Raw genomic sequence first — 13,315 nt, forward strand, 5'->3', positions numbered from 1 at the left:
CGGCGGGGATAATCGTCGCCATGACTGCAGACTCCCCAGAGCCGAACCCGCCGCGCGTCGTCGCCGACTGCGTGCGCGTACGTGGCGCGCGCGAACACAACCTCAAGAACGTCGATGTCGACATTCCACGCGATGCGCTGGTGGTGTTCACCGGCGTGTCCGGCTCGGGCAAGTCGTCACTGGCCTTCGGCACGCTGTTCGCCGAAGCGCAGCGGCGCTATCTCGATTCGATTTCGCCCTACGCACGCCGCCTGATCGATCAGGCCGGCAAGCCGCAGGTCGATTCGATCGAAGGCCTGCCGCCCGCGGTCGCGCTGCAGCAGGCACGCGGTACGCCGACCGCGCGCTCGTCGGTCGGCAGCCTGACGACGATCTCCAATTCCCTGCGCATGCTGTACTCGCGCGCCGGCGACTATCCGCGCGGCCAGGCCATCATCTATGCCGACGGCTTCTCGCCGAATACGCCCGCGGGTGCATGCCCGACCTGTCATGGCCTGGGCCGCATCTACGACGCGACCGAGGCCTCGATGGTGCCGGACCGCAGCCTGACAATCCGCGAGCGCGCCGTCGCCGCGTGGCCCGGCGCCTGGCACGGCCAGAACCAACGCGACATCCTGACCACGCGCGGCATCGACGTCGACGTGCCGTGGTCGAAGCTGCCTAAGAAGACCCGCGACTGGATCCTGTTCACCGACGAGCAGCCGGTCGAGCCGGTCTATCCCGGCTTCGATCTCGACGAGGTCAAGGACGCGCTCCGGCGCAAGACCGAGCCGGCCTACATGGGCACCTTCACCAGTGCGCGCCGGCACGTGCTGCACACCTTCGCCAACACCCAGAGCCCGCAGCAGAAGAAGCGCGCCGCGCAGTATCTGGTCAGTGCCGCGTGCCCGGAATGCGACGGCAAGCGGCTGCGACGTGAAGCGCTGTCGGTGACCTTCGCCGGCCTCGACATCGCCGCGTTCTCGCAGCGGCCGCTCGACGAACTCGCCGGGCTGCTGGCGCCGGCCGCGGCCGGCAGGACGCATGCAAAGGCGCACCCTGAACAGGCGCTGGCCGCGCAGCGCATCGCGCAGGATCTGCTGTCACGGCTCAAGGTGCTGCAGGATCTCGGCCTCGGCTACCTCACGCTTGCCCGCGCCACCCCGACGCTGTCGCCAGGCGAACTGCAGCGCCTGCGCCTCGGCACGCAGATCCGCTCGCAGCTCTTCGGCGTGGTCTACGTGATGGACGAACCCTCCGCCGGCCTGCATCCGGCCGACACCCAGGCGCTGCTGCGCGCGCTCGACCAGCTGCGCGCCGCAGGCAATTCATTGTTCGTCGTCGAGCACGAGATCGAAGTGATCCGCCATGCGGACTGGATCGTCGATGTCGGACCGGCCGCCGGCGAACAGGGCGGCCAGGTGCTCTACAGCGGACCGCTCGCCGGCCTGTCGAAGATCGAGGCCTCATCGACGCGTCGCTATCTCGACGACGATGCTGCATCGATCGCGCACACCACGCGCGCGCCCGAAGCTTGGCTGCAGCTGCGCGGCATCCGTCGCCACAACGTGCACGACCTCGATGTCGACATTCCGCTGGGCGTGTTCACCACCGTCACCGGCGTCAGCGGTTCGGGCAAGTCATCGCTGGTCAGCCAGGCGCTGGTCGAACTGCTGGGCGCGCATCTGGGCCAGGGTGGCGGCGACGAAGACACGCCGCTGGATCCGCTGGAACGCGGCGTCGAAGTGCCGCTGGACGGGCACATCGCAGGCGGCGCGGATGCGATCAAACGTCTGGTGCGCGTCGACCAGAAACCGATCGGCCGCACCCCGCGCTCCAATCTCGCGACGTATACCGGCCTGTTCGATCACGTGCGCAAGCGCTTCGCCGACACGCCGGCCGCGAAGCGCCGCCGCTACGACGCCGGGCGTTTCTCGTTCAACGTCGCCAAGGGCCGCTGCGCGACCTGTGATGGCGAAGGCTTCGTCAGCGTGGAACTGCTGTTCATGCCGAGCGTCTATGCGCCGTGCCCGACCTGCCACGGCAGCCGTTACGATGCCAAGACGCTCGAGATCACCCTGCGCGGCCAGCACATCGCCGACGTGCTCGCGATGACCGTGGCCGAGGCTGCGGAGTTCTTCGCAGAGGATGCAGCGATCGTGCGTCCGCTGCAGGCGCTGCTCGAAGTGGGTCTGGGTTATCTGCGGCTCGGTCAGCCCGCCACCGAACTGTCGGGCGGCGAAGCCCAGCGCATCAAGCTCGCCAGCGAACTGCAGCGCGCCCAGCGTCGCGGCACGGTCTACGTGCTCGACGAACCGACCACCGGTCTGCATCCGAAGGATGTCGACACACTGATGCGACAGCTCGGCGGGCTGGTGGACGCGGGCAGTACCGTCGTCGTCGTCGAGCACGACATGCGCGTCGCCGCCGCCAGCGACTGGCTGATCGACATGGGGCCGGGCGCGGGCGATGCGGGCGGACAGATCGTCGCCGCGGGTGTGCCGGTCGATGTGGCGAAGTCGAGGAAGAGTCGGACGGCGCCGTTCCTGCGGCAGGCCTTGGGCGGCACGTGATCCTCGCTGGCGCGTGCTCGCGCGCGAAGGCTGTCACGGTGAAGCCCGTCGCGCGCGAGCACGCTCTTCCGACGCGCCGCCTCGAGCCTTCCCGCGACAGACGCCGGACTCTGCGCTAGCGTGAGCGCGCCGCAACTGCGGCGGGAGGATGACGATGACGGGATGTGTACGCATGCGACGACATGGGTTTGCAGTGCTTTTGATGACCGCGTTCGCAACGACGCAGGCCGCAACGCCGGAGGACGTCCGTACATCGGCAGCGGCTTCGGTGCATGCGCCGGTGCTGGCGATCCACGGCGGAGCCGGCGTTGAGCGTGGTGATCTCGACGATGCCGGCCTTGCCGAAGCGCGCGCTGCATTGGAAACCGCACTGCGCGCAGGTCACGCGAAGCTGCAGGCGGGTGCGCCGGCGATGGACGCGGTCAAGGCCGCGATCACGGTGCTGGAAGATGCGCCGAGCTTCAACGCCGGCAAGGGCGCCGTGTTCACGCATGAGGGCCGCAACGAGCTCGACGCCGCGGTGATGGATGGCGCCACTGGTCAGGCCGGTGCGATCGCCGGCGTGACCCGCGTACGCAACCCGATCCTGCTCGCCGATGCGGTGATGACATCCTCGCCGCACGTGATGATGGTGGGCGAGGGCGCCGAGGCCTTCGCGACCGCGCAGGACATCGCACTGGTCGATCCGTCGTACTTCCGCACCGAACGTCGCTGGCAGCAGTTGCAGCGTGCACTGGATGCCGAACGCACGGCGCAGCCACAGGCCTCGGTGCTGACCGGCGACGCGCGGCCGTATTTCGGCACCGTCGGCGCGGTCGCCCTCGATGCCGACGGACGGCTGGCCGCGGGGACGTCCACCGGCGGCATGACCAACAAGCGCTACAACCGTGTCGGCGATGCACCGCTGATCGGCGCCGGCACCTGGGCCGATGCGCAGTGCGCGGTGTCGGGCACCGGTTGGGGCGAGTACTACATCCGCGCCGCCGCCGCGCACGAGATCTGCGCACGCGTGCGCCTGCGCGGCGACGACATCCGCGAGGCGGCGGATGCGGTCATCGATCGCGAAATTCCTGCTGCCGGTGGCAATGGCGGGGCGATCGCGCTCGATGCCGATGGCCGTGTCGCGTTCCCGTTCAACACGCCCGGCATGTACCGCGGGTGGATCGGCGCCGACGGCGTGCCGCACGTCGCGGTGTTCCGCGGGGACGAGATCGTTTTGCCGGAAGGGCGTTGATCAGTCGAGCCGGGTGATTTGCCCCTTCCCCCGCATAAGGAGGCGGGCGTACACCATCGGCGCGGATAGCCGGTCGCGCGTGGCGGTTGTCCTCCACGGCGCTATCGCGTTATCGGATGGGCCTTGAACCAGGTGCTCGTAGTTCGCTTCAGATGAGCCCTTCTCCCTTTGGGAGAACAGCCTGCCCCGTACGTGATACGGGGTGCCCGGAGGGCGGATGAGGGTGCCCTTCGTCATTCTGCGGATGCGTCCAACCCTCACCCGACGCGTGACACGCGTCGACCTCTCCCGGAGGGAGAGGTCTTGGTCCCAGAGGGACACACGCCACGGTGGCAACGAGGCGAGCGGACCGCACGCCTTGCGTCAGCAATCAGCGCTCGTGCCGCCAGTTCACCGAGCCGCGGTTCTCCAGCGTGCTCGACTCGATTTCCGCGTCGAAGCCCGCGCGCAGCAGGTACTTCAGCGTCAGCACCTGGCCGGTGCCCAGCAGCGACACGCCGAAGCCGACGTAGAGCCGCGGCGAGAGCTGCTTGCCGAAACCGAGCACGCTGCCGCCGAGCGCGCGCGACTGGCTGATGCCGGCATTGTCCAGGCCGATGCGGCTGCCGAGCTGACCGGCGACCAGATTGCCACCGGCGTTGAGCGCGGCTGCGGCGGCGTCGATCTGCTGGCCCTCGTCGCTGGTCAGGCTCGACGCCGACCGGCCCAGGGCGAGATACGACAGTGCCTGCGATGCGTCGCTCGACGGATTGGTCCACACATTGACCTGCGGCGCCGAGGCGCGCCCGCTGACATCGATGCCGGCGGTGATGTCCTCGGCGTCGATGCGGCGTTCGGCGCGTACGTCGAGCATCGGGTCGGAGACCGGGCCGTTGTTGAAGACCAGGTTGCCGCGCGTGACCCGCAGTTCCTGGCCATAGGCCTTGTAGCGCCCGTCGACCGCGAGACGGCCGTTGCCGGTCATTTCGCGACCGGGCACCGCGCGCACGCGCAGCTCACCCTTCATGCGCCCGTCGAAACCGAAGCCGCGCAGGCCGACGTTGTCGCCGACGGTCAGGGTGAGGTCGAGTTCCAGCGCGGATGCGGTGGTGTTCTCTTCCGGGTCGACCGGATCGAGCACGACGACATCGGGTGACACCGACACGCCCTCGCTCAGGCCTTCCAGGTCCAGCAGCGCGACATCGACGAAGACCTTGCCGGTGACGTTGAGCGGCTGCAGCGCGGCGTAGCGCACGGTGATGTCGGGCGACGCGATGATGTGCATGTCGCTGGTGTCCGATACCAGCACGTCGGTGCCGCGGATGGTGAGCACGACCGGCGTGCCTTCGCCCTGCCAGCCGATACCGCCGCCGATATTCAGCGTGCCGGTCCCCGAGCGCACGCTGCCGGCGATGCGCGCCGTGCCGTCGGGCAGCGCGTCGAGGTTGATGTTGCCGTCCTCGAGCGCGATCGCGAGCGACGGGATCTCGGTCGAGAAATCGGCCAGACGCGCCTGGCCGCCGATCGTCGGCTGCGATCGCGTGCCACCGAAGGTCACGTCGGCGGTCAGGCGTCCGCTCGGCTCGACGATGTCGGGCGAGAACAGCTCGACGAAGGTCAGGTCCTCGACATTGGCGACCAGCGAACCCGACAGCGGCGAATATGCATCCCAGCCGTTGGTCACCTGCGCCTGCACGCGACCGACTTCGTTGAGCGTGGTCGACAGCGTCGCGCTGAGCCGGTTCGCGTCGAACTCGGCATCGAGACGGAAATCGTCGTAGGTCACCACGTCGTTGCGCGCGCGCTCGGACGTGCGCACGCCGCCCGTGGCCGAGCGGATGCTCGCGCTGCCGACGAAGCCGTTGCCGACCGGCCGCGCGCTGCCTTCGAGCGCGATCTCGCCGCGCAGCACGAACGGACGTCCGCCGTCCTGCTCGGGCAGATACGGCGTGGCCAGTGCGAGCGGCAGGCCCGTGCCGTTGACCGAGACGCCCTGACGCGGCCAGTCGGCGCTCGCGCACAGCGAGCCGCCGCCGCTGGAGGCGAAGCAGCTCTCGCTCAGCGTGTAGCGAGTGCCGATCTGCTGGAACTGTGCCGGCGACTGCAGCGCCCAACTCGCCCCGGTGGCAGGCGCGAGGCGCAGGTTCGCCAGCGTGCCCTGCCAGTTGCCGTTGCGGCTTTCCGCGTTACCCGACAGATCGACAGTGCCGATCTCGCCGCGCGCGCTGGCCTCGAGCTGGAGTCTCTCGACCGCGCCACGCGCCGCAAGGCGCACTTCGTCGAGCGCGACGCCTGCATTGACCCCGGTCGCCACGACATCCAGCGCACCGGCATCGCCGCGCCACGGCAGGTTGCCCTGGATGCGCGCGCTGGCGGCGGCGTAGTCGCCGTAGCGCAGGGCGGTGCCGGTCAGATCGGCAGCGATGTCGGGCGCGGTGCGCGCGCCGGTCACGCGCACGGTGCCCCGCAGCACGCCGCCGGTGTCGGGCAGGAAGTCGGCCAGCTGCAGCGGCGCCAGCGTCGCGTCGATATCGAGGCGATCTGTGACGGTCGCGGTCGCGTCGACCCGGCTGTCGCCGAGTGTCAGCGCGACGTCGCCTTCGAAATCGGTACGGCCCGCTTCACCGGCATCGGAAGCCGGGCCGTGCATCGCGAACGTCGCGCGGCCGTCGAGCCGGCGGCCGCGCAGCGTGCCGCCCAGATCGCTGGCATCCACCGCGACCTCCAGTCCACCGTCGTCACGCGTGTTGCCGGTCGTCGCGAACGTGCCGTTGATCGCGCCCTTCCAGTCGCGGGCGAAGTAGCCGGGGTCGAAGCCGGCCAGCGTCGCATCGAGATCCCACTGCAGCGCCGGCGCCCACGCGACATCGCCGGTGGCGTCGAGCGTGCCGGTCGGCATCGTCACGCGCGCCGTCTGCAGGCGCATGCGCTCCGCATCGCCGCGGCCGTCGAAATCCACGTTCGCGCGCAGGCCGTCGCGGTCGACGCTGGCCTTGCCGATCGCGGCCCACGCGGCCGTGCTGCCGGCGATGCCGAGATCCGCGTCGGCAATGATGGGCGGTGCGGGTTCGGCGGCGTCGGGGTCGGCGCCGAACTGCAGGCCACGCGCATTGGTCGCGAAGCGGAAACGCACGTCGCCCGGCTCGGCCACGTCGGCGAAGCCACGCAGCGTGACCCGGCCACCGAAGATGTCGACGACCAGCGGATCGAGATCGAGGCGCTGGTCTTCCAGTGTCACCTTCGACGGCTGCAACACGACGCGGATCGGATCCGCATCGCGTTCGCCCCAGGTCACGTCGCCCTGGAGTTCGGCCGCGCCGCCCTGACCGTCGGCACGGATGTCGAACGCCAGCGGTGTGCCGGGCTCACCGCTGCCCATCAGCAGCGCAGGATCCAGGCGCGTGGTATCGGCGCGCAGCGCCCAGCCGGGGTTCTCGCGGCCACGCAGGGTCAGCACCGCCTTCAACGGCTCCGGCACGTGACCGACCACGGCGATATCCAGACGCGACAGGTCGCCGCGCGCCACCAGGCCGATGCGCGGGCGCGTGCGCGCCGGCGGCGCGGGCATCAATGCGCTGGCGGTGATGTCCATGCGGTAGTCATCATCGGGCGCATAGACGCCGTGCGCGGTGAACACGCCGCGGTCGCTGTCGACGACGAGGCGGGTGAGATTGAGTTCGCCCTGCTGCGCGTCGAGGCCACCGCGCACGCTGCGGATGTCGATCAGCGACTCGCCGGCCTGCTCGACGCGAAAGCCGTCGATGCGGATCGTGTCGGCCCGCAGCGACAGCGGCAGATCGATGCGCGGCAGCGAATCGGGCCAGCGCGGCAGCTCGAACGGGGTGTCGACCGACGGCGGCATCGACAGCACCGCATTGTCGATATCGAGCACGTCGAGCCGCAGGTTGCGACCGACCAGAGGCATCACCGCGGGGTCGATGGTGACGCGTTCGGCTTCGAACACCAGCACGCGCGGCTCGTCGCACTGGCCGTAGGGCACCGGCTGTTCTTCGACGTCGGGGCAGCTGCGCTGCACGTAACGCACGTCGTACATCGTCAACGGGCCGGAGGCCGGGCCTTCGGCCGCGCGCCATGTGAGTTCGGTGCCGGCGGGCAGACGCGAGGCGACCTGGCTGAGCAGGAAATCGCGGCCGCCGAACGTGGTCAGCAGCCACCACACGACGATGATCAACAGCACGATCAAAGCGGCGATGCCGATCGCACTGCGGATCGCGAGCTTGCGCGCCCGCGCACGACGACGCGCGCGCAATTCGGCAATGCGCGCCTCGCGCTCTTCGGGGGTCAGATCGTTGGGCAGGCGGCGACGACCAAACACCATGTCAGAACTCCGCGCCGATCGACAAGCCGATCGTGAATGACGAATCGGGGTTGTCGAGACCGCGCGCGATATCGAGTTTCAGCGGGCCCACCGGGGATTTGTAGCGGGCGCCGATGCCCACGCCCGTGCGCCACTCCGGCGAGCCGCCGTCGAAGGCGTCGCCGCTGTCGACGAACACGGCTGCGCCGATGGTCTCGGTGAAATAACGCTCGAATTCCACACTCGCGGTGACCAGGTTCTTCGCGCCGACCGAATAGCGGCCGAAATCGGTGTCGATGCGCGGGCTGACCTCGCGGAAGTTGTAGCCGCGGATGCTGCGGTCGCCACCGGCGTAGAACCGCAGGCTGGGGGGCATCGCCACCAGTGCATCGGTGAAGGTGTGGCCGATCTCGCCGCGCACGATCAGGCGATTGGATTCGCCGATGCCGCGGAACCAGCTCGCGCGGGCGTGGATCTGCCCGAACGAGGCATCCGACCCCACGCCTTCGAGGCCGCCACGCAGCATCAGCGAACCGCCGATGCCGCTGGTCGGGAACAGGCGATCGTCGACGTCGATGTACTCGGCGCGCAGCGAGGGATAGGCGAACGTCGCGTAGCGGTACTGCTGCGGCGCCAGCGCGCCGTCGCCATCGTCCGCCTCGCGGAACAGCCAGCGCTCGCGCAGCACGTGCACCGAGGCGATCAGGGCCAGGAATTCGTTGTACTGGCCACTGCGACTGCCGACGAGTTCGACGCGGCGGCTGTCGATGTAATCGGTCTGTTCGTCTGCGAACTGCAGACTGGTCGTGTACCAGCCGTCGAGCCAGGCAAACGCGGGAATGCGGTACTGCAGCGTGGCGGTCTTGCGTCGCTGCGCGTAGTCCACCTGGGCGAGTGCCTTGTGCCCGCGCATGTTCACGTAGCGACGCTCCACGCCGAGGCGCACGCCGGCGCCGCTGTCGGTGCCGTAGCTCACGCCCGAGGTGTAGATGCTGCGCTTGGCTGGCGTCAGGGTGACCTTGACCGGCACTTCGCGATTCTCGTTGGCCTGGTCGACCTGCGGCTGGATGTCGATGTCGGAAAAATAGTCCAGGCGCCCGAGCGAGGACCGCAGGCGATCGATACGACCCTGGTGGTAGTAGCTGCCTTCCTGCCAGTAGATCAGGCGCTCGAGGAGGTCGTCGTTGACGATCTGCTCGGGCGTCTGTTCGAACGTGGTCGGGCCCATGTTGTAGCGATCGCCACTGTTCCAGACCACGTCGATATCGGCGGCGAGATCCGCGCGCGTGACCTCGACCCGGCGGGATGCGAACTCGGCGTCGAAATAGCCGCGCTCGGTCAGCCGGCGGCTCAACTGGTTGCGGCTGGATTCGTAGTCGGGGTGACTGAACACCGCGCCTTCGCTCGGGACGAAGCGGGCGATGTCGCGCGCCAGATACCGGTCCTGGCCACCTTCGCCGATGATCGCGATGTCGCTGTTGCGCACGCGCACGGGCTGGCCGGGATCGACGACCACGCGGATCGCGAGTACGTCGCCTTCACGATCGCGCTGTACGTCGATCGTGGGCGAGTAGTAGCCGAAAGGTTCCAGCGCCTTGCGGGTCTCGCGCTCGGCCTCGCGCAACAGATAGGCCATGCGCCGCCCGGAGATGTCGCGGCCGATGGCGTCATACAGCGCCAGCGAGACGCGCACGTTGTCGGTCATCTCCTCGTCGAGACCGACGATGTCGACGCGCTCGACACGCGCAGCGTGCGACGCGGCCGACGCACACAGGAGGAGGACGGCGGCGAGATACACAGGGACGCGAGGCATCGCGCGAGGATACCGGAGTGGCGTCAAGGGTCGATTAACGGGGGGCGTCGCGAGAGGTCTCTTCGATCGCTCAGAACAATCTGCTCGTCATTCCCGCGCAGGCGGGAATCCAGCGCCTTTAACGACGATGCACTCGGTCGTCGGCAGTCGTTACAGAATTTTTCGCACTCGAAGTCACTGGATTCCCGCCTGCGCGGGAATGAAGGTCTATGAGCACATCGGTTCGCCGGCGCCGCGCACCCAGCCCGACTTGTTCAGCTCGACAGATGTTCGATCGCCGCGACGCTGCCCAGCCGTTCGGACAGGCGCTTGAGCAATGCGAGCCGGTTGGCGCGCAGCGCGGCATCGTCGGCATTGACCATCACGCTGTCGAAGAACGCATCGACCTGTGGCCGCAGACGTGCCAGATGTGTCAGCACCGACACGTAATCGCCATGTGCGAGTGCGTGACCCGTTTCGCCATGCACCGCTTCCACCGCTTCGGCCAGCGCGGCCTCGGCCGGCTCGCGCAGCAATGCCGGATCGACGTCGCCCGGAATCTCGATGTCCGCCTTGCGCAGGATGTTGCGGATGCGCTTGTCGGCGGCGGCCAGCGCCGCGGCTTCCGGCAATGCGGCGAAGGTGCCGATCGCATCGATGCGACGGTCGAGGTCGTAGAGCGACTTCGGACGCAGCGCGGCGACGGCATTGAACTGCTGCACCGTCACGCCCTTGTCGGCGTAGTAGCCCTTCAGGCGATCGAGGATGAAGTCGTAGAGATCGTCTCTCAGCGTCTCGGTGTTCCGATCCGCATGAGGCTGGACGGATGCCGGCAGCGCCGTAACCGCAATGTCGATCATGCCGAGCAGGTCCAGATCAAAGCCACTCTCGATCAACGTCCGCGCCAGGCCCAGCGCGTTACGCCGCAGCGCGAACGCATCCTTGTTGCCCGTCGGCTTCAGCCCCGCCGCGAACCCACCGGCCAGCGTGTCGAGACGCTCGGCGATCGCCAGCACCTTGCCCAGCGGTGACAGCGCGATATCGTCGCCGGCGAAACGCGGCTGCCAGGCTTCGTCGAGTGCATTCGCGAGCGCAGCGCGATCGTCGTCGGACAGGCCGGCGAGCGCCGCGTCCTGCCTGGCGTAGTAACGACCGGCGATGCCCTGCAGTTCCGGGAATTCGTTGACCATGCGCGACTGCAGATCGGCCTTCGACAGCAATGCGGCCTGCTTGGCGAGTGCGGCATCCACACCCACCTGCGGCGCGATGATTTCGGCCAGTGCGGCGACGCGCACGGTTTTGTCGGCGACGCTGCCCAGCTTGGCCTGGTAGGTCACGGTGCGGAGGCCATCGTTCATCGCCGACAGACCCTGCTTGAGGTCTTCGTCGAAGAAGAACTTGGCATCGGCGAAGCGCGGACGGATCACGCGCTCGTAGCCCTTGGCCACTTCGGCTTCGTCCTTCGACACGATGTTGGCGATGCCGATGAAATGTTCGGTCAGCCTGCCGTCGCGCAAAACCGGGAAGAACTTCTGGTTCGCTTCCATCGTCGCGATCAGCGCTTCCTGCGGCACGGCGAGGAACTCGGGCTCGAAGGTGCAGGGCACCGCCTTGGGCCATTCGACCAGGCACACGACCTGCTCGAGATTGTCGGCCTCGATGCGGGCATCGCCACCGACGGCGCGCGCGGCGTCCTCGACCTCGCGCACGATCTCCGCGCGACGCGCATCGGCATCGACGATGACCTTCGCATTGCGCAGCGCGTCGACGTAGTCGCCCGGCGTCGCGATCTCGACCGCGGCGTCGTGCATGAAGCGATGGCCGCGACTGCTGCGGCCACTGCGCACACCGAACAGTTCGGTGTCGACGACCGTCCCGCCGTGCAGCAGCACCAGCCAGTGCACCGGCCGCGCGAATGCGTAGCTGTGGGCACCCCAGCGCATCGGCTTGGGAATCGGCATCGCCGCGATCGCCTCGCGTAGCACGTCCGGCAGCAGCGCCGCCGTCGCCGCACCCGGCGTCACCGCGCGATGCACGAACCGCTCACCCTTGGCGTCGCTGGTCTTCTCGAGCGCGGTCCAGTCGATGCCGGCCTTCGCCGCGAACCCCTGCAACGCCTTCGTCGGATTGCCGTCGGCATCGAGCGCGATATTGAGATACGGGCCCAGTACTTCCGAGCGCTGCTCGGGCTGCTCGCTCGCGACACCCGGCAGCAGCACGGCGAGACGGCGCGGCGTGTACAGCGGCTTCGCGCCTGTGCGCTCGACTGCGACACCACGCTTGTCCAGCGCCGCGATCACGCCGTCGAAGAACGCCTGCGCCAGGCCGGGCAGGGCCTTGACCGGCAGTTCTTCGGTGCCGAGTTCGATGAGGAGGGGGTGCATGTCAGTCATGGCGATTCGATCCAGAAGAAATTCCCTTCTCCCGCTTGGGAGAAGGTGGCGCGCAGCGCCGGATGCGGGCGCTTTACAGGCGGATGCGCGAACAGCGCCCTCACCCCAACCCCTCTCCCGCAGGCGGGAGAGGGGCTCAAGCGGCTTCCGGAGCGCGCTTCAGCCCCGGAAACCCCAGTGCCTCGCGCTGCGCGTAATAGGCCTTGGCCACGCCCTGGGCCAGCGTGCGTACGCGCAGGATGTAGCGCTGGCGCTCGGTCACGCTGATCGCGCGGCGCGCATCGAGCATGTTGAAACTGTGGCTGGCTTTGGTGACCTGCTCGTAGGCCGGCAGCGGCAGGCCCAGCTCGACCAGCTTCAGTGCTTCGGCCTCGCATTCGTCGAAGCGGCGGAACAGCACGTCGACGTTCGCATGTTCGAAGTTGTAGGCGCTCTGCTCGACTTCGTTCTGGTGGTAGACGTCGCCATAGGTCACCGGCGTGCCGTCGGGACCGTGCGTCCACACCAGGTCGTAGACGTTGTCGCAGTTCTGCAGGTACATGCACAGGCGCTCGAGACCATAGGTGATCTCGCCGAGCACCGGCTTGCACTCGATGCCGCCGGCCTGCTGGAAGTAGGTGAATTGGGTGACTTCCATGCCGTTGAGCCAGACCTCCCAGCCCAGACCCCAGGCGCCGAGCGTCGGCGATTCCCAGTTGTCCTCGACCAGGCGCAGGTCGTGCACTTCGGGATCGATGCCGAGCGCCTTCAACGAGTCGAAATACAGCTCGACGATGTTGTCCGGGTTCGGCTTCATCGCCACCTGGTACTGGTAGTAGCGCTGCAGGCGATTGGGGTTGTCGCCGTAGCGGCCGTCGGTCGGGCGGCGGCTCGGCTGCACGTAGGCGGCGTTCCACGGCTCGGGGCCGAGCGCGCGCAGGAACGTGGCCGGATGGAAAGTCCCCGCGCCGACCTCGAGGTCCAGCGGCTGGATCAGCACGCAGCCCTGTCTGGCCCAGTAGGTGTTGAGCGTGAGGATCAGCTCCTGGAACGTCGGTCCGGTCATCG

General features: G+C 68.4%; 6 protein-coding genes. 2 read left to right on the forward strand and 4 right to left on the reverse strand.

Translation table 11 applies throughout. The annotated features are described in order from the left end of the window. Positions 1 to 20: 20 nt before the first annotated feature. Positions 21 to 2,552 (forward strand): excinuclease ABC subunit UvrA, encoded by a 2,532-nt coding sequence (locus AC3IRM_RS00730; RefSeq protein WP_489204441.1) that lies wholly within the window; start codon positions 21 to 23, stop codon positions 2,550 to 2,552. 202 nt (positions 2,553 to 2,754) lie between these two features. Next, complete coding sequence (locus AC3IRM_RS00735) at positions 2,755 to 3,786, forward strand: isoaspartyl peptidase/L-asparaginase family protein (protein ID WP_489204442.1); 1,032 nt, start codon at positions 2,755 to 2,757, stop codon at positions 3,784 to 3,786. A gap of 370 nt (positions 3,787 to 4,156) precedes the next feature. Here AC3IRM_RS00735 and AC3IRM_RS00740 read toward each other — a convergent pair whose 3' ends face one another. From AC3IRM_RS00740 to glyQ, 4 genes are all read right to left on the reverse strand, one after another. Next, positions 4,157 to 8,104, reverse strand: coding sequence for a translocation/assembly module TamB domain-containing protein (locus AC3IRM_RS00740; RefSeq protein ID WP_489204443.1), 3,948 nt, complete (start codon positions 8,102 to 8,104; stop codon positions 4,157 to 4,159). Position 8,105: 1 nt separating this feature from the next. After that, positions 8,106 to 9,896, reverse strand: coding sequence for an autotransporter assembly complex protein TamA (locus AC3IRM_RS00745; protein ID WP_310236540.1), 1,791 nt, complete (start codon positions 9,894 to 9,896; stop codon positions 8,106 to 8,108). A gap of 254 nt (positions 9,897 to 10,150) precedes the next feature. Continuing rightward, positions 10,151 to 12,268 (reverse strand): glycine--tRNA ligase subunit beta, encoded by a 2,118-nt coding sequence (gene glyS, locus AC3IRM_RS00750; RefSeq protein ID WP_489204444.1) that lies wholly within the window; start codon positions 12,266 to 12,268, stop codon positions 10,151 to 10,153. 136 nt (positions 12,269 to 12,404) lie between these two features. Beyond that, positions 12,405 to 13,313: a glycine--tRNA ligase subunit alpha gene (gene glyQ / locus AC3IRM_RS00755; protein ID WP_489204445.1), complete on the reverse strand. Its 909-nt coding sequence runs from the start codon at positions 13,311 to 13,313 to the stop codon at positions 12,405 to 12,407. Between the last annotated feature and the right edge of the window lie 2 nt (positions 13,314 to 13,315).

This window comes from Luteimonas sp. KH_071 (genome assembly GCF_057838005.1).